The organism is Aquincola tertiaricarbonis (genome assembly GCF_023573145.1).
GTDB lineage: Bacteria > Pseudomonadota > Gammaproteobacteria > Burkholderiales > Burkholderiaceae_C > Aquincola > Aquincola tertiaricarbonis_B.
Genome location: NZ_CP097636.1, coordinates 923,001 through 949,270, shown reverse-complemented (window position 1 = coordinate 949,270; position 26,270 = coordinate 923,001). Strand labels below are relative to the sequence as shown.

Sequence of the window (26,270 nt, the reverse complement as noted above, 5' to 3'; positions counted from 1 at the left end):
TTCCTTCAGCCCGGAAGGTGCCGGGCCACGTTCACCGGCAACACCGGCTTGAGTTCCTGCAACATGGCACCGAGCCATGCCGCACCTCGAGATTCCTGCCACTGCGCCGAGGCGGCCGCAGGCGTGAATGCAATCACCGTGGCCAGCGCCAGCAGCAGCACGCCGCCGCGCAACAGCCCGAAACCCGCGCCCAGCACGCGGTCCACGAAACTCAGGGGCGTGGCCTTCACCAGCAGGCTGACCAGCCGGGCCAGCAGGCTCCACAGCATCAAGGCCAGCACGAAGGTGAGTGCAAACGCCGCACCGTAATTGACCATGCTCTCCGGTTCGCCCAGCGGCAGGTGGGCCGCCACCGAGGGGGTGAAGGCCTGCGCCGCGATGTAGGCCACCACCCAACCTATGAGGGACAAGACCTCGAAAATCAAGCCCCGCCACAGCCCGACGATGACGGAGACGGCCAGCACTACCAGCAGGGCCAGATCGACCCAGCCGAGCGAGGAGGCGACTTCCACCGGCGTCATGGCCCGCCCGTCACAGGGTGAGCACGGCCGGCGCCAGGCCGGCGGAACGCATCTTGGAAGAGGCCTTGTCGGCTTCGTCGCGGGTGCTGAAGGGGCCCACGCGCACCCGGGTGCGCTTGCCGCCGCTGGTCTCCACCACCTGGGTGTAGGTCTTCAGGCCCAGCTTCTCGACCTTGGCGCGGGCTTCGCGCACTGCATCAGCATCGGCGAAGGCGCCCACCTGCACAACGAAGCGGCCGGCAGTCGGCTCCGAGGCCTTGCCTTCCAGCAGGGCGCGGGCACGCTGGGTGTCGTCCTTGGGCTTGGCGGCTGCAGCCGCAGCGGCCTTGGCGGCCTGCTCGGCAGCGGCGCGCTCGCGCTCGCGTTTTTCGGCGGCCTTCTCTGCAAGCTCACGGCGTTCGGCCTCGCGCTGTTTCTCGACTTCGCGGCGCTCGGCTTCCTTCTTGTCAGCCTCACGCTTGTCGGCGGCATGGCGCTTGTCGGCCTCCGAGGCCGCCGCGGCGGCCTGCGCCGGCGCGGGCGTAGCGGCCGGCGGCGGCACCTCGCGGCCGGCTTCGCCAGCCTTCTCGGTCAGCACCTCTTCGGCAGGCGGCTGGCTGCGCTGGGCGCTGCGGGCGGGCGGCACTTCCAGCGGAGCGGCGCTTTCCTTGCGCGGGATCTCGATCGGGATGTCCACCGGGATCGGCCGCGGCTGGGTCTCGAACAGCATCGGGAAGCCGATGACGCCCACGCCCAGCAGCACCACGGCGCCGATGAGCCGCCGGCGGGCGACGGTGCGGGCCCGCTGGACGGCCTCGGCCGGATCGGCGGGCTCGCGGGCTGCGGAAGGTTGGCGCTTGAAGAAGGACAGCAGGCCCATGCGTGGGAAGGGGTCGGGGCGATCGGAAGGGCTGGCCGGGCGGCCCCGGCCTGGGCAAGGCTGCCGGCCGTGGAGTCAACCCCTGGGAGTCAACCCGTGTGCTTGGCGCTCAGCCGCGGCAAACCGTCCTTCAGCACGCCGCCTACGGTGTAGAAAGAACCGAAGACCACGATTCTATCAGCCGGGTCTGCGGCAGCCACCGCAGCCGCCAGTGCGGCCGCCGGATCGGCGTGCGTCTGCACCGTCACCGGCTGCTGGCGCGGCATGGCCTGCACCGCGGCGGCCAGCTCGTCGGCCGTGGCGGCGCGGGCGGTGTCCAGGTTGCACAGGTGCCAGTGGTCCACCAGCGGCGAGAGCTTGGCCAGCAGCGCGGGCAGGTCCTTGTCGCGCATGGCACCGAACACCGCATGCGTGCGCGGGAAGAAGCCCATCTGGTCGAGGTTGAGCGCCAGCGCCGCCACCGATTGCGCGTTGTGCGCCACGTCCAGCACCAGCGTCGGCTGGCCGGGCACGATCTGGAAACGGCCCGGCAGATCCACCAGCGCCAGCCCCTGGCGCACCGCCTGCGCGGTGATGGGCAGCTGCTGGTAAAGCGCCTCGAACACCGCCAGCGCACCGGCGGCATTGAGCAGCTGGTTGGCGCCACGCAGCGCCGGGTAGGCCAGCGCGCTGAAGCGCCGCTGGCGGCCGGCCCATTGCCACTGCTGGCGGTCGCCGCTGTGGCGGAAATCGCGGCCCGCCAGCCAGAGGTCGGCGCCGATGGCCTGCGCATGGTCGATCACCGTCTGCGGCGGCACCGGGTCGCTGACGATGGCCGGCTTGCCCGGCCGCATGATGTGCGCCTTCTCGCGGCCGATGTCTTCACGCGTCGGGCCCAGCCACTCGGTGTGGTCGAGGTCGATGCTGGTGATCACCGCGCAATCGGTGTCGATGATGTTCACCGCGTCCAGCCGGCCGCCCAGGCCCACTTCCAGGATCACCAGGTCCAGCGGCGCATGCATGAAGGTGCGCAGGATGGCCAGCATGGTGAACTCGAAGTAGCTCAGCGTGGTGTCGCCGCGGGCGGCTTCCACGGCCTCGAAGTGCGGCAGCAGCGTGGCCTCGTCGGCCATGCGGCCATTGATGCGGCAGCGCTCCTCGAAGTGCACCAGGTGCGGCTTGATGTACAGCCCCACGCGGTAGCCGGCGCACTGGGCAATCGCTTCCAGCATGGCGCAGGTGGAGCCCTTGCCGTTGGTGCCGGCCACGGTGATCACGGGCACGCTGAAACGGATGCCCAGGCGCTGGGCGACCGCGCGCACGCGGTCCAGCGTCATGTCGATGTTCTTGGGGTGCAGGCGCTCGCAGTGGGCCAGCCAGTCGGCGAGCGAGCGGGGGGGCGTCGTCAGCATGGGCGCGCATGGTAGCGCGCCGGCCGAAGACGCTGCGCCGCAGGGTCGGGCGACCCTGCGCTGGCGCTTCAGGCCACAGCGTCGGCGCTTTGGCGCTGCAGCATGCTCAGCGCGCTGGCAATGGTGGCGCGCAGCTGGCGGCGGTCCACGATCATGTCGATCGCGCCCTTTTGCACCAGGAATTCCGAGCGCTGGAAGCCTTCGGGCAGCTTCTCGCGCACGGTGTTCTCGATCACGCGCGGGCCGGCAAAGCCGATCAGCGCCTTGGGCTCGGCCATCACCACGTCGCCCATGAAGGCGAAGCTGGCCGACACGCCGCCCATGGTGGGGTCGGTGAGCACGCTGATGTAGGGCAGCCGGGCCTTGGCCAGCCGGGTGAGCGCAGCATTGGTCTTGGCCATCTGCATCAGGCTCAGCAGGCCTTCCTGCATGCGGGCGCCGCCGGTGGCGGTGAAGCAGACGAAGGGCACGCGCTGCTCGACCGCGGCTTCCACGCCGCGCACGAAGCGCTCACCCACCACCGAGCCCATGGAGCCGCCCATGAAGTCGAACTCGAAGCAGGCGGCCACCAGCGGCACGGTGTGCACCGCGCCGCCCACCACCACCAGCGCATCGGTCTCGCCGGTGGTTTCCAGCGCGTCCTTCAGCCGCTCGGGGTACTTCTTGCTGTCCTTGAACTTCAGCGCGTCGACCGGCAGCACCTCGTGGCCGATCTCGTAGCGGCCCTCGGGGTCGAGGAAGGCGTCCAGCCGCTGGCGGGCGCCGATGCGGTGGTGGTGGCTGCACTTGGGGCAGACGTTGACGTTCTGCTCCAGGTCGGTCTTGTAGAGCACCGTCTCGCAGGAGGGGCACTTGATCCACAGGCCCTCGGGCACCGTGCGGCGCTCGTTCGGGTCGGTGGGCTGGATCTTGGGCGGCAGCAGCTTTTCAAGCCAACTCATGAGGACACTCCTTCGTCTAGCGCGGCGCGGATTTCGGCGATGAACGCCGCCGCCGCCGGGGCGACCTGGTCGCGGGACTGGGTTTCGAGGATCTGGACGAGGCGCGAGCCGATGACCACCGCATCGGACACGCGGGCCACGGCCTGTGCGGTGGCGGCGTCGCGGATGCCGAAGCCCACGCCCACCGGCACCTTCACATGGGCCTGGATGCGCGGCACCATCTCTGCCACCGCGGCGGTGTCGAGGTGGCCGGCGCCGGTCACGCCCTTCAGGGACACGTAGTACACATAGCCGCTGGCGATGCGGCCCACGCTCTTCATGCGCGCCTCGGTGGAAGTGGGCGCCAGCAGGAAGATGGGGTCGAGGTTCACCTTGCGCAGCAGCGCGGCGAAGGCTTCGCACTCCTCGGGCGGGTAGTCGACGATCAGCACGCCGTCGACGCCGGCCTGCGCCGCGTCGGTGACGAAGCGCTCGACGCCATAGCGCTCGACCGGGTTGGCATAGCCCATCAGCACCACCGGCGTGGTGGTGTTGCGCTCGCGGAAGGCGCGCACGGCGGCCAGCACCTGCGGCAGGCCGATGCCCTTGGCCAGCGCGCGCTCGGAGGCCTGCTGGATCACCGGGCCGTCGGCCATCGGGTCGGAGAACGGCACGCCCAGCTCGATGACGTCGGCACCGGCGCCGGCCAGCGCCAGCATCAGCTCGGGCGTGACGTCGGCGTACGGGTCGCCGGTGGTGACGTAGGGAATGAGCGCCTTGCGGGCCTGGGCCTTGAGCGCGGCGAAGGTGGCGGCGATGCGGCTCATGACAGCGAGCCCTTCATCAGCGAGACGCCGGAGAGTTCGGCCACGGTGTTGATGTCCTTGTCGCCCCGGCCGCTGAGGTTGACCAGCAGGCTCTGGTCGGGCCGCATCGTGGGCGCCATCTTGATGGCCTGGGCCACCGCATGGCTGGACTCCAGTGCGGGGATGATGCCTTCGATGCGGCACAGCCGGTGAAAAGCCGCCATCGCCTCGTCGTCGGTGATGCCGACGTACTCCGCGCGGTTGATGTCCTTCAGGTAGGCGTGCTCGGGGCCCACGCCGGGGTAGTCCAGGCCGGCCGAGACCGAATGCGTCTCGATGATCTGGCCGTTGGCGTCCTGCAGCAGGTAGGTGCGGTTGCCGTGCAGCACGCCGGGCGTGCCGGCCGACAGGCTGGCCGCATGCTTGCCGCTGTCCAGGCCGTGGCCGGCGGCTTCGACGCCGATCAGCCGCGTGCCGGCGTGCGGGATGTAGGGGTAGAAGATGCCCATGGCATTGCTGCCGCCGCCCACGCAGGCGATCACCGCGTCGGGCTGGCGCTGCGGGCCCAGCATCTCGGGCATCTGCACCAGGCACTCGTCGCCGATCACGCGCTGGAAGTCGCGCACCATCATCGGGTACGGGTGCGGGCCGGCCACGGTGCCGATGATGTAGAAGGTGTTCTCGACGTTGGTGACCCAGTCGCGCAGCGCCTCGTTCAGCGCGTCCTTCAGCGTCTTGCTGCCGCTTTCCACCGGCACCACCTTGGCGCCCAGCAGGTGCATGCGGTAGACGTTGGGCGACTGGCGCTTGACGTCTTCGCTGCCCATGTACACCACGCATTCCATGCCGTAGCGGGCGCAGATGGTGGCGGTGGCCACGCCGTGCTGGCCGGCGCCGGTCTCGGCGATCACGCGCGGCTTGCCCATGCGCCTGGCCAGCAGCGCCTGGCCGATGGTGTTGTTCACCTTGTGGGCGCCGGTGTGGTTCAGGTCCTCGCGCTTGAGGTAGATCTGCGCGCCGCCCAGCTCGCGCGACAGGCGCGCCGCGTGGTAGATCGGGCTGGGCCGGCCGACGAAGTGCTTGAGCTCGTACTCGAATTCGCGGCGGAACTCGGGGTCCTTCGCGTAGTGGGCGTAGGCCTCTTTCAGTTCGTCGAGCGCGTGGATCAGCGTCTCGGCGACGAAGGTGCCGCCGTAGGGCCCGAAATGCCCCTGGGCATCGGGCTGTGCATAGCTGGAAGTGGTCATGGCAATCAGTGTTCGGGGTGGTGGGCGGCTGCAGCGGCCTGCTGCGCCATCTGCGCATCGGCCTGCCTCACCGCATCACAGAACCGGCGGATCAGCTCGGCATCCTTGATGCCCTTGCTGACCTCGACGCCGGAGCTCACATCAACGGCCGAGGGCCGGATGCGCAGCACCCCATCGATCACGTTTGCAGGACTCAACCCACCAGACAAAACGACCGGAGCGGGGACGTCGGCGGGAATGAGGGACCAATCGAAAACCTTTCCGCCGCCGCCATAACCGTCGACGAAAGCGTCGAGCAGGATGGCCTGGGCTGCCGGGAAACGGGCTGCGAAGTCTAACAAATCGAACCCGGGGCCGATGCGGGCCGCCCGCAGGTAGGGCCTTGCCGGTGCATCGCAGGCTTCGGGCGTCTCGTCGCCATGGAACTGCAGCGTGGCGTTGGGCACCGCGTCGAGCACACGCGCGATGTGGTCGGCCGAGGCATTGACCAACAGGCACACCGGGGTGACGAAGGCCGGCAGCCGCCGGGCCAGCGCCCGCGCCCGCTCGGGCGTCACATGGCGCGGGCTGCGCTCGTACATCACCAGGCCGATGGCGTCGGCGCCGGCCTGCACGGCCGCGTCCACGTCTTCTTCACGGGTCAGCCCGCAGATCTTGATGCGGGTGCGGTTCATTCAGGGCAGCCAGTCTTGGGCCGGCGTGTGGTCAGGGATCTCATGCCGCGCATCGTAGTACGGGCCCACGAAGTAAAGCCCGTCTGCCGGGAAGGTCGGCGCCGCGGCCTGGCGGCTGCGCGCGGCCAGCACCTCGGCGATCCAGCCCGGCGGCCGGTGGCCCTGCCCCACCTGCAGCAGGCAGCCCATGATGTTGCGCACCATGTGGTAGACGAAGGCGCTGGCATCGAAATCGAAGCGCCAGTAGGCGCCGCGGCGGCTGACCTGCAGGCCGCGCAGCGTCTTCACCGGCGACAGCGCCTGGCAGTCGGCCGCGCGGAAGCTGCTGAAGTCGTGCTCGCCGATCAGGTGGGCCGCGGCCGCCTGCATCGCTTCGCCGTCCAGCGGGCGGAACACCCAGCCGCACTGGCCGCTCTCGATCGCCGGCCGCACCGGCGACTCGAGCAGCACGTAGCGGTAGCGACGGCCGCGGGCGCTGGCGCGGGCATGGAAGTCGTCGCCCACCGGGCGGCACCACTGCACCGCGATGTCGGACGGCAGGTGGCGGTTGGTGCCGCGCACCCAGGAAAACGGCTCGCGCGCCACCGGCGCGTCCAGGTGCACCACCTGGTTGAGGCCATGCACGCCGGCATCGGTGCGGCCGGCGCACAGGGTGTGCACCGGCTGCGCGGCAAAGCTGCTGAGCGCCTGCTCCAGGTGGTCTTGCACCGTGCGGCCATCGGGCTGGCTCTGCCAGCCGCGGTAGCCGGTGCCGCGGTAGGCCACGCCGAGCGCGATGCGGCGCCCGGCGGTCGGCGCGTCACTCAAGGCTGTCGAGCAGCTGCTGCGCGCGCGCCTTCAGCGGGCCGCCGGCCTTGGCCACCACCTCTTCCAGCAGGTCGCGGGCGCCTTCCACATCGCCGATCTGGCGGAACTCGTCGGCCAGCTCGAACTTGCGCTGCAGCGGATCGTCGGCGCTTTCGCGCAGGTCGGCGGCGGCCGTGTCCTGGCTGGCGGTGCCGAAGTCGTCCAGGCTGTCGAGGTCGAACTCCAGGTCGGCCGGCATGGTGTTGCGGCGGTCGATCGTCGGCGCCGGCTCGGGCGGCAGGTCGAGGTCCAGCGACATCGAATCCAGGTCCAGGTCCATCGGCGCGGTGTTCACCGCCGACGACGGCGGCTGCGCGAATTCAGACGGCGGCGCCGTCATGGGCAGGTCGAAGTCGAGGCTGTTGTCGTCGCGGCCCGACGAAGGCACCAGGCCGATCGGGCGGGTGGCCTCCATCGACAGCGGCGTCAGGTCGCCCGGCTGCGTAGGCTGGTCCAGGTCGAGGTCCAGTTCCAGCGAGCTGATCGGCGGCAGGTCGGCGTCCAGGCTGGGGCTGGTGGTGGCAAAGCCCATGGCCGGCAGCACCGACTGCGGCATGGTGCTGGCGCCCAGCGGCTCGTTCATCGTGCTGCCACCGGCCTGTGCGGGCGACGGTGAGCCGCCCGGCTGGTACAGCGGGTTGTCGGGGTCGATCTGCAGGCCCAGCTGCTGCGCCTTTTCCCAGTCCTCGCCCTCGCCGCGCGTCATCGCGTACAGCTGGGTGGCCAGCAGCTCGTAGCCCTTGGTGTCGCGCCGCTTGGCGTACACCTCGAGCAGCTTGCTGCGCACCGCCAGGCGGCCCGGGTCGCTGCGCATCGCCTCCTTCAGGATTTCCTCGGCCTGCAGGTCGCGGCCATAGGCCAGGTAGACGTCGGCTTCGGCCACCGGGTCCACGTCGCCGATGGCGTCGAGCTGGCTCAACGAATAGGTCATCGACGACGACGAATGGCCGGTGGCCTCGCGGGTGTCGATGCGCTGGCCGCCGGTGGCGCCGAAGAAGGAATCGGGCTGCAGCCGGCTTTCCAGGAACGAAGTCTCGCCGCTGTCGGCCTGCTTCTTCTGCCGCCAGCGGTAGTAGCCCAGGCCGCCCAGCAGCAGCAGGATGAGCGCGCCGCCGGGCAGCAGCAGCGGGTTGTCGGCCAGCAGACTGGGTTGCTCGGTGGGCGGCGGCGTGACGGCCGGCGGCACCGAGGCCGGGCGCGCCGGCACGGCGGCCGAGGCCGCCGCCTGCGGCGCCGAAGCACCGGCCGCGACCGTGGCGCCAGCCGGCACCGAGCCCGCCGGGCTGGGGGCCGTGGCGCCCGCCACCGCAGAGCCGGCCGGCAGGTTGGCCGAGGCCGCACCGGCGCCGGCCAGGGCACCTGCCCCGGCCGCTGCACCGGCACCTACGCCAACGCCGGCACCCGCACCGGCGCTGGCGGCTGCGCCCGGCACGGTGGCCGCGGCACTGCCCGCGGCGCCCGGCAACGCAGCGCCACCGGTGGCGCCGGCCTGCAGCCGCTTCAAATCTTCCACGTTGCGGGCCAGTTCGGCCACGCGGGCGGCATCGTCGCGGCGCTGGGTGTCGCCGGAGGCACGCGCGTCGGGCGCCGAGGCCTGCACCGAGCCCTGCGAGAGCTTGAGCCGGTCGGGCGCGGCGGCCGCCGCCTGCTTGCGGTCGTCCACCTGGGCCTGCACCTGGCCGCGGGCCTGGCGGGCCGGCTCGTCGGGCCGCACGGTGGGCACCACGCCGGCCAGGCGCTGGCGGTAGGCGCCGAAATCGGCACTCTGCGCCTGGATCACCTGGCGCGCCTCGCCACCGTTGATCTGGCGCACCTCGTCGGCCGAAGGCACGTTCAGCACGGCGCCGGCGCGCAGCCGGTTCATGTTGCCGTCCATGAACGCCTGCGGATTGCTGCGGTACAGCGCCACCAGCATCTGGTCGAGCGAGACGCCCGCATGCTGGGTGTTGTTGGCGATGCGGTAGAGCGTTTCGCCCTGGCGCACGGTGTAGGCCTCACCACCCCGCGTGGGCGCGGGCGCCGGCTGCGGCGCCCGCGGCGGCGGGCTGGCCGGGCGCTGGGCCAGGGCCGGCGCAGGGGCCTGCGGGGCAGGTGCCGGCGTGGCGGGCAGCGCGGGCGCGGGCATCGGCGCGCCGGCGGGGGCCTGCGCCATCGGCGGCGGCACCGGCGCCGGGCGCGGGCTGGGCGCCCGTGGCGTGGCCTGCGGCAGCGGCGCGGGCGAGATGGCAGGCGGCACCGGTGCGGCGGCCACCGCGGGCGGCGGCGGCACACGGCCCGGCGGGTCGAACAGCATCGTGTACTCGCGCACCAGGCGGCCGCTGGACCAGCCGATGTCGAGGATCACGTCGACGAAAGGCTCCTGCACCGCGCGGTCGCTGGTCAGGCGCACGTAGGGCCGGCCGTCGGGGCGGCGCAGCAGCTGCACCGAGGTACCCGGCAGCACCGGGTTGTAGTCGACGCCGGCGGCGCGGTAGGCCTCGGGCGAGGCGACGCGCAGGCGCAGCGTGGCGGCTTCTTCCGGCGAGATGCTGGTGACGTCGATCTCGGCGCGCAGCGATTCACCGAGCGCGGATTGCACCGTCACACGGCCCAGGCCCAGCGCCCAGCTGGCCGGCGCCACCGCGCACAGCAGCGCGGCCACGGCAACGGCCGACAAGGCGGGGCCACGCGCCGTCAATGAGCGTTTCTTCAAGATGTCTCCCGGGTGCACTCGGCGGACCGCGCACCCGCGGGTCCGGCGCCAACGATGTGTTCTATGAGGTGGCGCCGGGATGTCCGCGGCAGCCTGAAAACCGTCGATTTCACAGTATCAGCAAGCATATAGCCTAGTCAGCTCATGCAAGTTCTGATGTGTGCGGTCGACGGTGGTCAGCTTCAGGCTTCCAGCAGGATGCGCAGCATGCGGCGCAGCGGCTCGGCGGCGCCCCACAGCAGCTGGTCGCCGATGGTGAAGGCACCGACGTACTCGGGGCCCATCGCCATCTTGCGCAGGCGGCCGACCGGGATGGTCAGCGTGCCGGTGGTGGCCACCGGCGTCAGGTCGCGCAGCGTGGCTTCGCGGGTGTTGGGAACGAGCTTGACCCATGGGTTGTCATTGGCGATCAGGCTTTCAAGATCGGCCAGCGGCACGTCCTTCTTGAGCTTGAAAGTGAGCGCTTGACTATGGCAGCGCATGGCGCCGATGCGCACACAGAAGCCATCGACCGGCGTCGCGGGGCTGCCGAAGCCTTCACCCTGGCCGAGGATCTTGTTGGTCTCGGCCATGCCCTTCCACTCTTCCTTGGACATGCCGTTGCCCAGGTCCTTGTCGATCCAGGGGATCAACGAGCCACCCAGCGGCACGCCGAAGTGCTGCGTTTCGTCGGCCGACAGGCTGCGCTGCTGCGCCAGCAGCTGGCGGTCGATCTCGAGGATGGCGCTCTTGGGGTCGTCCAGCAGCGGGCGCACCGCGGCGTTCAGGGTGCCGAACTGGGTCAGCAGCTCACGCATGTGCTGCGCACCACCGCCCGAAGCGGCCTGGTAGGTCTGGGTGCTCATCCACTCGACCAGGCCGGCCTTGTACAGCGCGCCCACGCCCATCAGCATGCAGCTGACGGTGCAGTTGCCGCCGATCCAGTTGCGGCCGCCCTTGGCCAGCGCATTCTTGATCACCGGCAGGTTGACCGGGTCGAGCACGATGACGGCGTCGTCCTTCATGCGCAGCGTGGAGGCGGCGTCGATCCAGTGGCCGTTCCAGCCGGCGGCGCGCAGCTTGGGATACACCTCGGTGGTGTAGTCGCCGCCCTGGGCCGTGAGGATGATGTCGCAGCGCTTGAGCGCCTCGATGTCGTAGGCGTCGTGCAGCTTGGTTTCGTTCTTCGCCATCGCGGGGGCCGCGCCGCCCGCGTTGCTGGTGCTGAAGAACACCGGCTCGATGTGGTCGAAGTCGCCTTCGGCCACCATGCGGTCCATCAGCACGGAGCCGACCATGCCGCGCCAACCAACCAGACCTGTGAGTGCCATTTCAGTTCGCCCTTTCGTGTTGAGAAACCTGGTGTCCCGGCTCGCTTCGCCGGGATCCAGGGTTGGGGCGAGACGAACCGGAGCTTGCTAGCTCTTGGTAATGCCCTTGGTGGTCTTGATCGCTTCGACCACGGCGTCGCCCATCTCGCGGGTGCCCACCTTCTTCGTGCCTTCGCTCCAGATGTCCGGCGTGCGCAACCCTGCGGACAGCACAGCGCTGACAGCCGACTCGATCCGGTCGGCGGCCTGGGGCTGGTTGAGGGAGAAGCGGAGCATCATGGCGGCAGACAAGATTGTAGCCAGCGGGTTGGCGATGCCCTTGCCCGCGATGTCCGGCGCGCTGCCGTGGCTGGGCTCGTAGAGGCCCTTGTTGTTTTTGTCCAACGAAGCCGAGGGCAGCATGCCGATGGAGCCGGTGAGCATGGCCGCCGCGTCGGACAGGATGTCGCCGAACATGTTGCCGGTGACGATGACGTCGAACTTCTTCGGTGCCTTCACCAGCTGCATGGCGGCGTTGTCCACGTACATGTGGTCCAGCTGCACGTCGGGGTAGTCGGCATGCACCTCGGTGACCACGTCCTTCCAGAACTGGAAGGTCTCCAGCACGTTGGCCTTGTCGACGCTGGTGACGCGGCCGCCGCGCTTGCGCGCCGCCTGGAAGGCGACGTGCGCGATGCGCTCGATCTCCGGCCGGCTGTAGCGCATGGTGTCGAAGGCTTCTTCGGTGCCGGGGAAGTGCCCGTCCACCGCGGTGCGGCGGCCACGCGGCTGGCCGAAGTAGATGTCACCCGTCAGCTCGCGGATGATGAGGATGTCCAGGCCAGCCACCAGCTCGGGCTTCAGGCTGGAGGCATGCGTCAGCTGCTCGTAGCAGATGGCCGGGCGGAAGTTGGCGAACAGACCCAGGTGCTTGCGCAGCCCCAGGATGGCCTGCTCGGGCCGCAGCGGGCGGTCCAGCTTGTCGTACTTCCAGTCGCCGACGGCGCCGAACAGCACCGCGTCGGCGGCCTTGGCCAGGTTCAGCGTGGCCTCGGGCAGCGGATGGCCGGCCGCCTCGTAGGCGGCGCCGCCCACGGGCGCGCTTTCCAGCTCGAAGTTCAGGTCGAGCACCTTCAGCACCTTGACCGCCTCGTCGACGATCTCGGGGCCGATGCCGTCACCCGGCAGCACTGCAATCTTCATGGTGTGTGTTCTTTCGGTCGGGTTTACAGCGTGCGGGCCAGCCAGGGCTTGCGCAGCAGGCGCTCGGCCTCGAAGGCGCGGATCTTGTCGGCATGGCGCAGCGTCAGGCCGATGTCGTCGAAGCCGTTGAGCAGGCAGTACTTGCGGAAGGGCTCGATCTCGAAGGCCAGCTCGCTGCCGTCGGGCTTGATCACCACCTGGCGCTGCAGGTCGATGGTCAGGCGGTAGCCGATGAAGGCGGCCACTTCGTCGAACAGCTGCGCCACCTGCGACTCGGGCAGGCGGATCGGCAGCACGCCGTTCTTGAAGCAGTTGTTGAAGAAGATGTCGGCGAAGCTGGGCGCGATGAGCGCGCGGAAGCCGTACTGTTCCAGCGCCCAGGGCGCGTGCTCACGGCTGGAGCCGCAGCCGAAGTTCTGCCGCGCCAGCAGCACCGAGGCGCCCTGGTAGCGCGGCTGGTTGAGCACGAAGTCGGGGTTGGGCTTGCGGCTGGCCGGGTCCTGGCCGGGCTCGCCGTGGTCCAGGTAGCGCCATTCGTCGAACAGGTTGGGACCGAAGCCGGTGCGTTTGATCGACTTCAGGAACTGCTTGGGGATGATGGCGTCGGTGTCGACGTTCTCGCGGTCCATCGGGGCGACGAGCCCCTGGTGCACGGTGAAGGCTTGCATGGCTTTTTCTCCTGACCTTAGGCGATGCGGCGCACGTCCACGAAGTGGCCCTGCAAAGCCGCCGCCGCGGCCATCGCCGGGCTGACGAGGTGGGTGCGGCCGCCGGCGCCCTGGCGGCCTTCGAAGTTGCGGTTGCTGGTGGAAGCGCAGCGCTCACCGGGCTCCAGCCGGTCGGCATTCATCGCCAGGCACATGCTGCAGCCGGGCTCGCGCCATTCGAAGCCGGCGGCCTTGAACACCTGGTCCAGACCTTCCTTCTCGGCCTGCGCCTTCACCAGGCCCGAGCCGGGCACCACCATCGCCAGCTTGACGTTGGAGGCCACGCGGCCACCCAGGCGGCGCACCACGGCGGCGGCTTCGCGCATGTCCTCGATGCGCGAGTTGGTGCACGAGCCGATGAACACCTTGTCGACGCGGATGTCGGTGATGGCCTGGTTGGGCTGCAGCGCCATGTACTGCAGCGCACGCTCCATCGCGCCGCGCTTGTTGGCGTCCTTCTCGCGATCGGGGTCGGGCACGCGGTCTTCGATGGACAGCACCATCTCGGGCGAGGTGCCCCAGGTGACCTGCGGGCGGATGGCCGCGGCGTCCAACTCCACCACCGCGTCCCAGTGGGCATCGGCGTCGGAGTGCAGCGTGCGCCAGTAGGCCACGGCCTGGTCCCATTCCACGCCCGCGGCGGGGGCCAGCGGGCGGTTCTTGACGTAGGCCAGCGTGGTCTCGTCCACCGCCACCAGGCCGGCACGGGCGCCGGCCTCGATGGCCATGTTGCACACCGTCATGCGGCCTTCCATGCTCAGCGCACGGATGGCGGAGCCGGCGAACTCGATGGTGTAGCCGGTGCCGCCGGCGGTGCCGATCTTGCCGATGATGGCCAGCACGATGTCCTTGGCGCCGCAGCCGGCAGGCAGCTTGCCTTCCACCTTCACCAGCATGTTCTTGGCCTTCTTGGCCAGCAGCGTCTGGGTGGCCAGCACATGCTCCACCTCGCTGGTGCCGATGCCGTGCGCCAGCGCGCCGAAGGCGCCGTGGGTGGAGGTGTGCGAGTCGCCGCACACCACCGTCATGCCGGGCAGCGTGGCACCCTGCTCCGGGCCGATGACGTGCACGATGCCCTGGCGCAGGTCGTTCATCTTGAACTGCGTGATGCCGAAGCGGTCGCAGTTGCTGTCCAGCGTGTCCACCTGCAGCCGCGACACCGGGTCGGCGATGCCGCCCGATCGGTCGGTGGTGGGCACGTTGTGGTCGCTCACGGCCAGGTTGGCCGAGATGCGCCAGGCCTTGCGGCGGGCGATGTCCAGGCCCTCGAAAGCCTGCGGGCTGGTGACCTCGTGCAGCAGGTGGCGGTCGATGTACAGCACCGCGGTGCCGTCTTCTTCGGCGTGGACGACGTGTTCGTCCCAGATCTTGTCGTAAAGCGTGCGGCCGGTCATGGTGGCTACTCCAGGCGGGGGGTCTTGGACGGGGATGGGGGCGATGCCGGGGCGGGCACGGCGGGTGCGCCCAGCGCATCGATGAAGCGCTGCACCGCGGTGGGCAGCACGGGTTGGTCACGGACCGCCAGCCGGTACTGGCGGCAGGCCCAGGGTTCGGTGAAGCCGAGCACCTTGAGGTCGAAGAGGCGCTGCAGACGGTCGGCCACGCCGGCGGGCAGCAGGGCCACGCCCAGGCCGGCTTCCACCAGCTGGGCCACGGCGTCGAAGCCGCGCACCTGCACCCGCACGTTCAGCACGCGGCCCGAGCGCTGGGCATGCTCCAGCATGGTCTGGTGCAGCGAACTGCCGATGGGCAGGCCGACGATCTCGTGGTCGAGCAGCGCGTCGAAATCGACCGACTTGCGGCGCGCCAGCGCATGGCCGCGCGGCACCACGGCGCGCAGCAGTGCCTCGCGGTAGGCATGGGTGCGCAGGCCCTCTTCCAGGTGCTGCGGCGGCACGTACACACCCACGTCGGCGCGGCCGTCGGCCACCGCGGCCAGCACCTGGGCGCTGCCCAGGTCTTCCAGGCTGATGCGGATGCCGGGATGCGCCTGCGAAAAGGCCGCCAGGTCGGCGGGCAGCGATTCGGCGATGGCGCCGGCATTGGCCGCGATGCGCAGGTGGCCGCGGATGCCGCGCGAGAACTCCATCACCTCGCTCTCCAGCGCATGCAGCGAGGCATGGAGGCTGCGGATGTGGCGCACCAGCGCGTGGCCGGCTTCGGTCAGCTCCACGCCGCGGGCGCGGCGGTCGAACAGCTTCACGCCCAGCCGCGTTTCCACGTCGGACAGCCGCCGGCTGGCCGCGGCCAGGGCCAGGTGCTCCCGCTGGGCGCCAGCGGTGATGCTGCGGGTTTCAGCGATGGCGAGCACGAGGTTCAGCGTGACGAGGTCAAAGCGCATGGGCGGCGGCGCGCGGGCTGGCGGTGGCCGAGGCTACTCGGGCGTGATGCCCGCGCTGTTGACGGCCTTGGCCCACTTCACCGTTTCCTTGGCGGCAAAGAGGCCCAGGTCCGCCGGCGTGCCCGGCGTGAGCCGGAATCCCGACACCGCCAGCTTGGACTGCAAGGCCGGATCGGTCAATGCGGCGCGCACCCACTGGTTCATCTGGTTGACCTGCGTCGGGGCGGTACCGGCCGGCGCATACATCGCGAACCAGGCGGTCATCTCGAACGCGGGCACCACCGTGGACATCGGCGGCACGCCGGGCAGCATCGGATGCTCGGCCGCCGACGTGACGGCCAGCGCCCGCAGCTTGCCGGCCTTGATCTGCGGCACCGCCGAGGCCAGGTCGGCAAACACCAGCTGGATCTGCCCGCCGATGGCATCGGTCATGGCCGGTTGCACGCCCTTGTAGGGCACGTGCACCATCTTCAGCTGGTTGGCCGAGACCAGCGCATGGCCCGGCACCAGGCTGCCGCTGGAGCCCGAGCCCCAGGCCAGCTTGTCGGGGTTGGCGCGCACATGGCTGATGAACTTGGGCGCCGTGTCAGCGGGCACGGTGGGGTTGACCAGCAGCACGAACGGGATCTCGCCCAGGCGCGACACCGGGGTGAAGTCCTTGATCGGGTCGTAGGGCAGCTTGCGGTACAGCGACGCATTGGCCGCGTGCGTGGTGCTGGTGGCGATCAGAAAGGTGTGGCCATCCGGCGCCACCTTGGCGGCCTGCGCGGTGCCGATGGAGCCGTTGGCGCCCGGGCGGTTTTCCACCACCACCGGCTGGCCGGCAGACTGGGCGATGCGCTCGCCCATCACACGGGCCAGCTGGTCGGTGGCGCTGCCGGCCGGGAAGGGCACCACGAAGGTGATGGCGCGCTGCGGATAGGCAGGCTGGGCGGCCGGCGACAGTGCAGGCAGGACAGCGGCGGTGAGGCCGGCTGCCAGCCATTTCATGACGAGTTTCATGCAGTTTTCGCGCATCTCGGAAGCATAGACGCCTGGGGACGGGGCGTCGTACGGCATTGGACGATCGAGCCTTCGCGCGGCGCGAAGGCTGCACCACCCGCCCGCCGGGCCGCCCCAAGGGCGGGGGCTCCCCAAGGGTCCGAAGGGCCCTTTCGCAAGGGCCTGGGGGGGGGGCGCGAGCGCAGCGAGCTTGGGGGCGCACATGAAAAACGCCCCGGAGGACCGGGGCGTCTGCAGGGAGCGAAGAACGATCAGCGCTGATCGATCGGCTTGACGTCGCGGGCGGTGGCGCCCGAGAACAGCTGACGCGGACGGCCGATCTTGTACTCGGGGTCGCCGATCATCTCGTTCAGCTGGGCGATCCAGCCGACGGTGCGGGCCAGCGCGAAGATGGCGGTGAACAGGCTCACCGGGATGCCGATCGCGCGCTGCACGATGCCCGAGTAGAAGTCGACGTTCGGGTACAGCTTGCGCGACACGAAGTAGTCGTCTTCCAGGGCGATCTTTTCCAGCGCCATGGCCAGCTTGAACAGCGGGTCGTCGTGCAGGCCCAGCGCGTCCAGCACCTCGTGGCAGGTTTCGCGCATCAGCTTGGCGCGCGGGTCGTAGTTCTTGTAGACCCGGTGGCCGAAGCCCATCAGCTTGACGTTGGAGTTCTTGTCCTTCACCTGCTTGATGAACTCGCCGATCTTCTCGGCACCGCCCTGGCGCTGGATGTCTTCCAGCATGTTCAGCGCGGCTTCGTTGGCACCACCGTGCGCCGGACCCCACAGGCAGGCCACGCCCGCGGCAATGGCCGCGAACGGGTTGGTGCCCGAAGAGCCGCACAGCCGCACCGTGGAGGTGGAGGCGTTCTGCTCGTGGTCGGCGTGCAGGATGAAGATGCGGTCCATCGCGCGCACCAGCACGTCGTTGGGCACGTACTCTTCGCACGGCGTGGCGAACATCATGCGCATGAAGTTCGCGGTGTACGACAGGTCGTTCTTCGGGTAGATGTAGGGCTGGCCGATGCCGTACTTGTAGGCCATCGCCACCAGCGTCGGCATCTTCGCGATCAGGCGGATCGCCGAGATCTCGCGGTGCTGCGGGTTCGTGATGTCGGTGCTGTCGTGATAGAAGGCCGACAGGCCGCCCACCAGGCCAGTCATCACCGCCATCGGGTGCGCGTCACGGCGGAAGCCACGCAGGAAGAACTGCATCTGCTCGTTGACCATCGTGTGATTGGTCACCGTCTTGACGAAGTCGTTCTTCTGCGTCTCGTTGGGCAGTTCGCCGTTCAGCAGCAGGTAGCAGGTCTCGAGGAAGTCGCACTTGGTGGCGAGCTGCTCGATGGGGTAGCCGCGGTACAGCAGCTCGCCCTTGTCACCGTCGATGTAGGTGATGGTGGAGTTGCACGAAGCCGTCGACAGGAAACCCGGGTCGTAGGTGAACTTGCCGGTCTGGGCGTACAGCTTGCGGATATCGATGACGTCCGGGCCCACCGTGCCCTTGTAGATGGGCAGGTCCATGCTGGGGCTGCCGTCTGTGAACGACAGGGTGGCTTTCACGTCGGATGGGGTCATCTCAATTCCCTTTCTGGAGGATGGTTCCGGGGGTTCTCATCATCCCGAGCAGCTGATGGACTTCTGGCCGGTCCATCTCGCCGCTCGGTTCTGTACGCATCAACAGCAGATCCAGCAGATCGTTATCCGACAGATCCATCAATGCCAGCAAGGCCTGGGCCTGCGATTCGGTCAGGTGGTCTTCATGCCGCTGGAAGAACCGCTCGATGAACAGGTCGTTCTCGAGCAGCCCGCGGCGGCAGCGCCACTTCAGGCGATTGATCGCACCAGCATCAAGCACAGTGTCCATCGTCACCCTTGCGTCGTCCTGACCATGTGCATCCGTGCGCCCTTAAACGGCGCGCCGAACCATCAGTTCCTTGATCTTGCCGATCGCCTTCGTCGGGTTCAGGCCCTTGGGGCAGACGTCGACGCAGTTCATGATCGTGTGGCAGCGGAACAGGCGGTACGGGTCCTCGAGGTTGTCGAGGCGCTCGGCCGTGCCCTGGTCGCGGCTGTCCGCGATGAAGCGGTAGGCCTGCAGCAGACCGGCGGGGCCCACGAACTTGTCGGGGTTCCACCAGAAGCTGGGGCAGCTGGTGGAGCAGCTGGCGCACAGGATGCACTCGTACAGGCCGTTCAGCTCTTCACGCTCCTCGGGCGACTGCAGGCGCTCCTTGTCGGGCGGCGGCGTGTCGTTGATGAGGTAGGGCGTGATCGAGTTGTACTGCTTGAAGAACTGCGTCATGTCCACGATGAGGTCGCGGATCACGGGCAGGCCGGGCAGCGGCTTCAGCACGATCGGGTCCTTGAGCGTGCGCATGTTGGTCAGGCACGCCAGGCCGTTCTTGCCGTTGATGTTCATCGCGTCGGAGCCGCACACGCCCTCGCGGCACGACCGCCGGAAGGAGATGGTCGGGTCCTGCGCCTTGAGCTTGTTCAAGGCGTCGAGCAGCATGCGCTCGTGGCCGTCGAGTTCGATCTCGACGACCTGCATATAGGGCTTGGCGTCCTTGTCGGGGTCGTAGCGATAGATGTGGAAGGTACGCTTCGTCATGGCTGGGTAATCCTTGCAGAGCCTTGCAGTGCCGGTTCGGGGGACTGAATCAGAACGTGCGGACCTTGGGCGGCACCGATTCGACGGTCAGCGGCTTCAGGTTGACGGGCTTGTACTCGAGCCGGTTGTCTTCGCTGAAGAACAGCGTGTGCTTCATCCATTCGGCGTCGTTGCGGCCGAGCGGGAACTGCGGGTCGTCCGCCGGACGCTCGTAGTCCTCGACGGTGTGGGCGCCACGGCATTCGGTGCGCGCCGCAGCCGAGATCATCGTCGCCTTCGCGGCTTCGATCAGGTTCTCGACTTCCAAGGCCTCGACGCGGGCAGTGTTGAAGACCTTGGACTTGTCCTTCAGCGCGATGTTGGGCACGCGCTTGGCCACTTCCAGGATCTTGGTCACGCCTTCGTTCATCGAGGCCTGGGTGCGGAACACCGCAGCGTGCTGCTGCATGACCGAGCGGATCTCGTTGGCCACGTCCTGCGCGTACTCGCCGCTGGTGCTGCTGTCCAGGCGGGCGACGCGTTCCAGCGTGCGGTCCACCGCGTCGGCCGGCAGCGGCTTGTGGTTCTTGTTCTTGTTGTTGAACTCGACGATGTGGTTGCCCGCCGCGCGGCCGAACACCACGAGGTCGAGCAGCGAGTTGGTGCCCAGGCGGTTGGCGCCGTGCACCGACACGCAGGAGCATTCGCCCACCGCGTACAGGCCGTTGACGATGGCGTTGGGGATCTGGCCGTTGGGCGTGACCACCTGGCCATGGATGTTCGTCGGGATGCCGCCCATCTGGTAGTGGATGGTGGGCACCACCGGGATCGGCTCCTTGGTGATGTCGACGTTGGCGAAGTTGTGGCCGATCTCGAACACGCTGGGCAGGCGCTTCATGATGGTGTCGGCGCCCAGGTGGGTCATGTCCAGCACCACATAGTCCTTGTTGGGACCACAGCCGCGGCCTTGCTTGATCTCCTGGTCCATGCAGCGCGAGACGAAGTCGCGCGGCGCCAGGTCCTTCAGCGTGGGCGCATAGCGCTCCATGAAACGCTCGCCATCGCTGTTGCGCAGGATGGCGCCTTCACCGCGGCAGCCTTCGGTCAGCAGCACGCCCGCGCCGGCCACGCCGGTGGGGTGGAACTGCCAGAACTCCATGTCCTGCAGCGGAATGCCGGCGCGTGCGGCCATGCCCAGGCCGTCACCGGTGTTGATGAAGGCGTTGGTGCTGGCGGCGAAGATGCGGCCCGCGCCGCCGGTGGCCAGCAGCGTGGTCTTGGCTTCCAGGATATGGATGTCGCCGGTTTCCATCTCCAGCGCGGTCACGCCCACCACGTCGCCTTCGGCGTCGCGGATCAGGTCCAGCGCCATCCATTCGACGAAGAAGTTGGTGCGGGCCTTGACGTTCTGTTGGTAGAGCGTGTGGAGCATCGCGTGGCCGGTACGGTCGGCCGCGGCACAGGCGCGCTGCACCGGCTTTTCACCGTAGTTGGCGGTGTGGCCGCCGAACGGACGCTGGTAGATGGTGCCGTCGGGGTTGCGGTCGAACGGCATGCCGAAGTGTTCGAGCTCATACACCACCTTGGGCGCTTCACGGCACATGAACTCGATGGCGTCCTGGTCGCCCAGCCAGTCGGAGCCCTTGATCGTGTCGTAGAAGTGGTAGTGCCAGTTGTCCTCGCTCATGTTTCCCAGCGAGGCACCGATGCCGCCCTGCGCCGCCACGGTGTGCGAGCGGGTGGGGAAGACCTTGCTGAGCACGGCCACGTTGAGGCCGGCGCGGGACAGCTGCAGCGAGGCGCGCATGCCGGAACCACCGGCGCCGACGATGACGACGTCGAACTTGCGGCGCGGAAGGGAAGAAGCGTTGAGGGCCATTTCTTAAAGTCTCCAGAGCACTTGCACTGCCCAGCCGGCGCAGCCGACGAGCCACGCGATCGTTGCCACCTGCAGGCCCAGGCGCACCCCGACCGGCTTCACGTAGTCCATCCACACGTCGCGGATGCCGACCCACACGTGATACAGCAGGGAGATGATGACGACAAACGTAAGCACCTTCATCCACTGGTGGGAAAAGATGCCGGACCAGCGGTCGTAGCCGAGTTCGCCCGGCATCAGCACCTGCACCAGCAGGACGATGGTGAAAAGGCCCATCAGGACCGCAGTGACGCGCTGGCTGAGCCAGTCGCGAAGGCCGTAGTGCGCGCCTACGACGATGCGCTTGGAACCGTAGTTGGTGGACATCGTGAGCTGAATCTTCTTGTGGAACGGGGATCAGTACAGGCCGAAGAGCTTGGCGCCCAGCAGCACGGTGAGGATGCTGCTGATGGCCAGGGTGGCCACGGCCGAGTGGTGGCCGGCGCCCTTGGTCACGGCGTGGGTGGCGTCCATCCACAGATGGCGCACGCCGGCGGTGAAGTGCAGCAGGTAGGCCCAGATCAGCGCCAGCGAGACCAGTTTGAGGAACCAGCCGGGCACGAAGCCGATGCCGGCCGAGAAGGCGCTGGCGAAGCCGTCGTAGGAGATCTCGGATGTCACGCTCGCGTCAAACATCCAGATCACGAACGGCAACAACAGGAACATGATCACGCCGCTGATGCGGTGCAGGATCGACACGATGCCGGCAGGCGGCAAGCGGTACTTCAAGATCTGCGTGACGTGGATGTTCCGGTAGACGGGACGGGTTTTCAGGGTGTCTGCCATATGCATCCTTGGGCCGGCTGGGGAGGGTTGTAATCGCAGTGAAACCGCGGGAGTTTATTGCAACGCAGCAGGGAAAGTACGGGGTGCCGTTGCTTCCCCACTGCCATCGTCAGTTCAGCTCGTTTCTGTAGAAGTGGGTCGTGGTGTCGTAGAGGCCGCGGCGCCACTCCACCGGCCGGTTGCCGTAGGTGTAGGACAGCCGTTCGACCGACAGCAACGGCGCGCCCTCGGGCACTTCCAGCAGCTGGGCGGAGGCGCCGCTGGCGGCCACCGCGCGGATCTTTTCCTCGGCGCGGATCATGCGCACGCCGAACTCGCTTTCGAAAAGCCGGTACAGCGGCGCCCGCAGCTCCGACAGGCGCTCGGCCGTCAAGCCCTTGAACTGCGCACCGACCAGCCAGATATCGTCCAGCACCACCGGCCGGTCGCGGAAGTAAAGCAGCCGGCGCACCTGCACCACCGGCTCGCCGCTCTTGATTTCCAGCGCCTTGGCCACGTCGGCCGGCGCGCGCAGGCGCCGGCAGTCGAGGAAGCGGCGCGGCATGTTGCCGGCCTCGCCTTCGTCCGGGATCAGGCGCAGGAAGCGGAACTGCACCTTTTCTTCGGCGTGGGTGGCCACGAAGGTGCCCTTGCCCTGCCGGCGCACCAACAGGTTCTCGGTGGCCAGCTCGTCGATGGCCTTGCGCACCGTGCCCTGGCTGACCTTGAAGCGCTGGGCCAGCTCGGTCTCGCTCGGGATGGGCTCACCCGGCTTCCATTCGCCGCCCTGCAGGCTGCGCGTGATCAAGGCCTTGATCTGCTGGTACAGCGGGCTGAACGAAGGTGCCACGGCGGCAGGGCCGCCGGCCGGCTCGGGCGATGGCAACACGGAAGACATCCTCACATTCCATCACAGATCCGATGTCTTACATAAGACATAAGATCCTCGACCGTTTCGTCAATCGCCCTGGCGGGGGCTAAACTCATGGGCTGGTCGGACCTTAGCGCCCTCACCCTCTCCTTTTTCCTTCCCCATCAGGAGTTCTCCATGAGCAAGTCGCCCGTTCGCGTGGCCGTCACCGGCGCCGCCGGTCAAATCGGTTATGCCCTGCTGTTCCGCATCGCCTCCGGCGAAATGCTGGGCAAGGATCAGCCGGTGATCCTGCAACTGCTCGAGATCCCCGACGAGAAGGCCCAGAACGCGCTCAAGGGCGTGATCATGGAGCTGGACGACTGCGCCTTCCCGCTGGTGGCCGGCATCGTGGCCACCGGCGATCCGGAAGTGGCCTTCAAGGACGCCGATTACGCCCTGCTGGTGGGCGCCCGCCCCCGCGGCCCCGGCATGGAGCGCAAGGACCTGCTGTCGGCCAACGCGCAGATCTTCACGGCCCAGGGCAAGGCCCTGAACAAGGTCGCCTCGCGCAACGTCAAGGTGCTGGTGGTGGGCAACCCGGCCAACACCAACGCCTACATCGCGATGAAGTCGGCCCCGGACCTGCCGGCCAAGAACTTCACCGCCATGCTGCGCCTGGACCACAACCGCGCCGCCTCGCAGATCGCCGCCAAGACCGGCAAGCCGGTGGACGCGATCGAGAAGCTGGCCGTGTGGGGCAACCACTCGCCCACGATGTACGCCGACTACCGCTTCGCCACCATCGGCGGCCAATCGGTCAAGCAGCTGATCAACGACGACGTGTGGAACAAGGACACCTTCCTGCCCACCGTCGGGAAGCGCGGCGCCGCCATCATCGCAGCGCGTGGCCTGTCGTCGGCCGCCTCGGCCGCCAACGCCGCCATCGACCACATGCGCGACTGGGCCCTGGGCACCAACGGCAAGTGGGTCACCATGGGCGTGCCCAGCAACGGTGAATACGGCATCCCGAAGGACGTGATCTTCGGCTACCCGGTGACCACCGAAAACGGCGAGTACAAGATCGTCGAAGGCCTGGACATCGACAGCTTCTCGCAGGAGCGCATCGACTTCACGCTGAAGGAACTGCTGGAAGAGCAGGACGGCGTCAAGCACCTGCTGTAAAGCAACCCAAGGCCGGCCGAAGCGCCGGCCTTTGTCATTCACGGCCCCCATTGCTGCACTGCCCATGATCCCCAAGGTCCATCCGCGCGACGCGCTCTTCGAAGCTGGCGAGGCGGCCGACGTGCTGCCGGTGTGCGACCACTACGCCGGCGTGGAAGTGCGCATGCGCAAGAGCCTGGAGCTGCAGGCCGAGATGGGGCCGGTGTTCGACATCACGCTGGACTGCGAGGACGGTGCCCCCGTGGGCGGCGAGCGCGAGCATGCGGCGCTGATCGCCGAGCTGGTGGACTCGCCGCAGAACTGCTTCGGCCGCGTCGGCGCCCGGGTGGTGACGGTGGACCACCCCGCCTTCAGCGACGTGGTGCAGACCATCGTCGGCCGCGCCGGCGCCCGCCTGGCCTACGTGATGCTGCCCAAGGTGCGCAGCCTGGCCGAGCTGCAGCGCGGCATCGACGCGGTGGACGCCGCCGCCAGCGCCGCCAGCCTGCCTCAGCCGCTGCCGGTGCATGCGCTGGTGGAAACCCACGGCGCACTGCACGAGGTGCATGCGCTGGCGGCGCATCCGCGCATCCAGTCGCTGTCGTTCGGGCTGATGGACTTCGTCTCGGCGCACCGCGGTGCCATTCCGGCCGCGGGCATGAGCGTCAAGGGCCAGTTCGAGCATCCGCTGGTGGTGCGCGCCAAGCTGGAGATCGCCGCCGCCTGCCATGCCCACGGCAAGACGCCCTCGCACTGCGTGGTCACCGAGTTCAAGCACCCCTCGGCGCTGCAGGAAGCGGCCACCAAGGCCTGCCGGCAGTTCGGCTACACCCGCATGTGGAGCATCCACCCGGCGCAGATCAAGCCCATCGTCGATGCCTTCACGCCCACCACCGCCGAGGTGGACACGGCCATCGACATCATCATGGCCGCGCAGGCCGCCCAGTGGGCGCCGATCCGCCACAACGACACCCTGCACGACCGCGCCAGCTTCCGCTACTTCTGGCACGTGCTGGAACGCGCGCACCGCACCTCGTACGCAGGCGGCCCGCAGCTGCCGGCGCAGATCCGCGCCGCCTTCTTCGACTGACGACTGGCGATGGGCGAGGACCGCGTGCTGGTGCTCAAGACCTTCGCGGCCCCGCTGGAGCTGCGCACCCGCCGCACCCTGCTGCGCCAGTGGAAGGACAGCGACCTGCCCGCCTGGTGCGCGATGAATGCCGATGCCGAGGTGCGCCGCTACTTTTCGGCCACGCTGGGCTTCGAGCAGGCCGTGCAGGAGGCCGGCCGCATCCGCGCCGCCATCGCCCAGCGCGGCTGGGGCATGTGGGCGCTGGAGCTACCAGGCCAGATGGCCTTTGCCGGCACCGTGGGGCTGCACGTCACCACCATTGATGCGCCCTTCGTGCCGACGGTCGAACTGGGCTGGCGGCTGTGCCGCGAGGCCTGGGGCCGCGGCCTGGCCACCGAGGCGGCGCAGGCAGCCATGCAGTTCGCATTCGATCAGCTGCAGCTGGACGAACTCACCGCCTACACCGCCGAAGAGAACCTGCCTTCCCAGGCCGTGATGCAGCGGCTGGGCATGCAGCACGATGCGGCCGACGATTTCGACCACCCGCTGATCGCGCCCGGCCAGCCGCTGCGTCGCCACCGGCTGTTCCGCCTGCGCCGCACGGCAACATGAGCTCACCGGGCCGCCGCGCCACCGGCGCGACAATGCCGGCCGCAGTACCGATTCCCTCCGGAGATCCTTGATGACCTTTCGCTCTTCCCAGCTCGCCGCCTCGCTGATCTGCGCGGCGCTGCTGGCACCCGCCTTCGCCCAGCAACCCGCCAAGCCGGCGGCCAAGCCCGCCGCCAAGGCGCCCCAAAGCAAGAAGCCCGTGGCCAAGAAGGCCCCGCCCCCGCCGCCGGTGGAAGCGCCGCTGCCCGACGCATCGCCCGAGCAGCTGGCCGCGGCCGAGCGCACCTACTTCGGCAGCTACAGCTGCGAGTTCGACCAGACCCTGGCCATCGCGATGAACCCCAAGGCGCCGGGCTACGTGGACGTGGACTTCAAGAAGCAGGTCTACACGATGAAGCCGGTGCTCTCGACCACCGGCGCACTGCGCCTGGAAGACGTCAAGGGCCGCACGCTGATGATCCAGATCGCCAACAAGTCCATGCTGATGGACGTCAAGGCGGGCCAGCGACTGGTCGATGAATGCATGCACGAGCGCCAGCGCACCGCGCGGCTGGAGATGCAGGCCAACCCGCCGACCTCGTCGCTGGGCATCGACCCGGCCAGGGCCGCTGCCGTGGCCGCCCAGTCGGCCGCCAGCGCCGCCCAGGCCGCGGCCACCGCAGCTTCGGCCGCCGACCAGGCCGCTCGCGCGGCCAGCGCCGCCGCCAACGCCGCGTCGGCCGCCGCACCGCGCTGATCGGCCACGGCCGACACGCGGCATCCGACGCCATTCGTCGGATGCATGATCTCCGCGCGCTTTCGTAGGAAAGGTTCG

The 26,270-nt window shown here is 68.8% G+C and carries 26 protein-coding genes; 4 read left to right on the top strand and 22 right to left on the bottom strand.

Features of this window, described 5'->3' with window-relative positions:
* Positions 1 to 5: 5 nt before the first annotated feature.
* The 22 genes from MW290_RS18550 to MW290_RS18445 all read right to left on the bottom strand — a co-directional run bounded on the left by MW290_RS18550 (position 6) and on the right by MW290_RS18445 (position 22,656).
* Positions 6 to 521 carry a CvpA family protein gene (locus MW290_RS18550; RefSeq protein ID WP_250199179.1) on the bottom strand — a complete coding sequence of 172 codons (516 nt, stop codon included), beginning with the start codon at positions 519 to 521 and terminating at the stop codon, positions 6 to 8.
* A gap of 10 nt (positions 522 to 531) precedes the next feature.
* Positions 532 to 1,380, bottom strand: a complete 849-nt coding sequence (locus MW290_RS18545) for an SPOR domain-containing protein (protein ID WP_250199178.1) — start codon at positions 1,378 to 1,380, stop codon at positions 532 to 534.
* Between the two features lie 89 nt (positions 1,381 to 1,469).
* Complete coding sequence (gene folC, locus MW290_RS18540; protein WP_375142923.1) at positions 1,470 to 2,771, bottom strand: bifunctional tetrahydrofolate synthase/dihydrofolate synthase; 1,302 nt, start codon at positions 2,769 to 2,771, stop codon at positions 1,470 to 1,472.
* Positions 2,772 to 2,839: 68 nt separating this feature from the next.
* On the bottom strand, positions 2,840 to 3,712 hold the full coding sequence (accD, locus tag MW290_RS18535) for an acetyl-CoA carboxylase, carboxyltransferase subunit beta (RefSeq protein ID WP_250199177.1): 873 nt from the start codon (positions 3,710 to 3,712) through the stop codon (positions 2,840 to 2,842).
* Complete coding sequence (gene trpA, locus MW290_RS18530) at positions 3,709 to 4,518, bottom strand: tryptophan synthase subunit alpha (RefSeq protein WP_250199176.1); 810 nt, start codon at positions 4,516 to 4,518, stop codon at positions 3,709 to 3,711. Before trpA ends, accD begins: the two co-directional genes overlap by 4 nt.
* The gene (gene trpB / locus MW290_RS18525) at positions 4,515 to 5,744 is read right to left on the bottom strand and encodes a tryptophan synthase subunit beta (protein ID WP_250199175.1); all 1,230 of its coding nucleotides are present in this window, start codon (positions 5,742 to 5,744) and stop codon (positions 4,515 to 4,517) included. Before trpB ends, trpA begins: the two co-directional genes overlap by 4 nt.
* 5 nt (positions 5,745 to 5,749) lie before the next feature.
* Positions 5,750 to 6,418, bottom strand: a complete 669-nt coding sequence (locus MW290_RS18520) for a phosphoribosylanthranilate isomerase (RefSeq protein ID WP_250199174.1) — start codon at positions 6,416 to 6,418, stop codon at positions 5,750 to 5,752.
* On the bottom strand, positions 6,419 to 7,225 hold the full coding sequence (gene truA / locus MW290_RS18515) for a tRNA pseudouridine(38-40) synthase TruA (RefSeq protein WP_250199173.1): 807 nt from the start codon (positions 7,223 to 7,225) through the stop codon (positions 6,419 to 6,421).
* Entirely contained in the window at positions 7,218 to 9,956 is a 2,739-nt protein-coding gene (locus MW290_RS18510) for a FimV/HubP family polar landmark protein (protein ID WP_310740155.1), read from the bottom strand. Before MW290_RS18510 ends, truA begins: the two co-directional genes overlap by 8 nt.
* Positions 9,957 to 10,138: 182 nt before the next feature.
* Entirely contained in the window at positions 10,139 to 11,266 is a 1,128-nt protein-coding gene (gene asd / locus MW290_RS18505) for an aspartate-semialdehyde dehydrogenase (RefSeq protein ID WP_250199172.1), read from the bottom strand.
* Positions 11,267 to 11,353: 87 nt separating this feature from the next.
* Positions 11,354 to 12,448, bottom strand: coding sequence for a 3-isopropylmalate dehydrogenase (gene leuB / locus MW290_RS18500; RefSeq protein WP_250199171.1), 1,095 nt, complete (start codon positions 12,446 to 12,448; stop codon positions 11,354 to 11,356).
* A 23-nt stretch (positions 12,449 to 12,471) separates the two neighbouring features.
* On the bottom strand, positions 12,472 to 13,116 hold the full coding sequence (gene leuD, locus MW290_RS18495) for a 3-isopropylmalate dehydratase small subunit (RefSeq protein ID WP_250199170.1): 645 nt from the start codon (positions 13,114 to 13,116) through the stop codon (positions 12,472 to 12,474).
* A 17-nt stretch (positions 13,117 to 13,133) separates the two neighbouring features.
* The gene (gene leuC, locus MW290_RS18490; RefSeq protein ID WP_250199169.1) at positions 13,134 to 14,549 is read right to left on the bottom strand and encodes a 3-isopropylmalate dehydratase large subunit; all 1,416 of its coding nucleotides are present in this window, start codon (positions 14,547 to 14,549) and stop codon (positions 13,134 to 13,136) included.
* A 5-nt stretch (positions 14,550 to 14,554) separates the two neighbouring features.
* Positions 14,555 to 15,496, bottom strand: a complete 942-nt coding sequence (locus MW290_RS18485) for a LysR substrate-binding domain-containing protein (protein ID WP_250199168.1) — start codon at positions 15,494 to 15,496, stop codon at positions 14,555 to 14,557.
* Positions 15,497 to 15,529: 33 nt separating this feature from the next.
* Positions 15,530 to 16,486 (bottom strand): Bug family tripartite tricarboxylate transporter substrate binding protein, encoded by a 957-nt coding sequence (locus tag MW290_RS18480; protein WP_250199167.1) that lies wholly within the window; start codon positions 16,484 to 16,486, stop codon positions 15,530 to 15,532.
* A gap of 263 nt (positions 16,487 to 16,749) precedes the next feature.
* The gene (gene gltA, locus MW290_RS18475) at positions 16,750 to 18,060 is read right to left on the bottom strand and encodes a citrate synthase (protein ID WP_250199166.1); all 1,311 of its coding nucleotides are present in this window, start codon (positions 18,058 to 18,060) and stop codon (positions 16,750 to 16,752) included.
* Position 18,061: 1 nt separating this feature from the next.
* Complete coding sequence (locus tag MW290_RS18470; RefSeq protein ID WP_250199165.1) at positions 18,062 to 18,349, bottom strand: FAD assembly factor SdhE; 288 nt, start codon at positions 18,347 to 18,349, stop codon at positions 18,062 to 18,064.
* A 42-nt stretch (positions 18,350 to 18,391) separates the two neighbouring features.
* Entirely contained in the window at positions 18,392 to 19,096 is a 705-nt protein-coding gene (locus tag MW290_RS18465) for a succinate dehydrogenase iron-sulfur subunit (protein WP_250199164.1), read from the bottom strand.
* Positions 19,097 to 19,145: 49 nt separating this feature from the next.
* On the bottom strand, positions 19,146 to 20,954 hold the full coding sequence (gene sdhA / locus MW290_RS18460; RefSeq protein ID WP_250199163.1) for a succinate dehydrogenase flavoprotein subunit: 1,809 nt from the start codon (positions 20,952 to 20,954) through the stop codon (positions 19,146 to 19,148).
* A gap of 3 nt (positions 20,955 to 20,957) precedes the next feature.
* Positions 20,958 to 21,320 (bottom strand): succinate dehydrogenase, hydrophobic membrane anchor protein, encoded by a 363-nt coding sequence (gene sdhD / locus MW290_RS18455; RefSeq protein WP_250199162.1) that lies wholly within the window; start codon positions 21,318 to 21,320, stop codon positions 20,958 to 20,960.
* Between the two features lie 30 nt (positions 21,321 to 21,350).
* Positions 21,351 to 21,779, bottom strand: coding sequence for a succinate dehydrogenase, cytochrome b556 subunit (gene sdhC / locus MW290_RS18450; protein WP_250199161.1), 429 nt, complete (start codon positions 21,777 to 21,779; stop codon positions 21,351 to 21,353).
* 109 nt (positions 21,780 to 21,888) lie between these two features.
* On the bottom strand, positions 21,889 to 22,656 hold the full coding sequence (locus MW290_RS18445) for a GntR family transcriptional regulator (protein WP_250199160.1): 768 nt from the start codon (positions 22,654 to 22,656) through the stop codon (positions 21,889 to 21,891).
* A 150-nt stretch (positions 22,657 to 22,806) separates the two neighbouring features.
* Between MW290_RS18445 and MW290_RS18440 the strand changes: the two genes are divergently transcribed.
* From MW290_RS18440 to MW290_RS18425, 4 genes are all read left to right on the top strand, one after another.
* Positions 22,807 to 23,793, top strand: coding sequence for a malate dehydrogenase (locus MW290_RS18440; protein WP_250199159.1), 987 nt, complete (start codon positions 22,807 to 22,809; stop codon positions 23,791 to 23,793).
* A gap of 64 nt (positions 23,794 to 23,857) precedes the next feature.
* Positions 23,858 to 24,862 carry an HpcH/HpaI aldolase/citrate lyase family protein gene (locus MW290_RS18435; RefSeq protein ID WP_250199158.1) on the top strand — a complete coding sequence of 335 codons (1,005 nt, stop codon included), beginning with the start codon at positions 23,858 to 23,860 and terminating at the stop codon, positions 24,860 to 24,862.
* A gap of 9 nt (positions 24,863 to 24,871) precedes the next feature.
* Positions 24,872 to 25,456, top strand: a complete 585-nt coding sequence (locus MW290_RS18430) for a GNAT family N-acetyltransferase (protein ID WP_250199157.1) — start codon at positions 24,872 to 24,874, stop codon at positions 25,454 to 25,456.
* 70 nt (positions 25,457 to 25,526) lie between these two features.
* Complete coding sequence (locus tag MW290_RS18425) at positions 25,527 to 26,192, top strand: hypothetical protein (RefSeq protein ID WP_250199156.1); 666 nt, start codon at positions 25,527 to 25,529, stop codon at positions 26,190 to 26,192.
* The last annotated feature ends 78 nt before the right edge of the window (positions 26,193 to 26,270 follow it).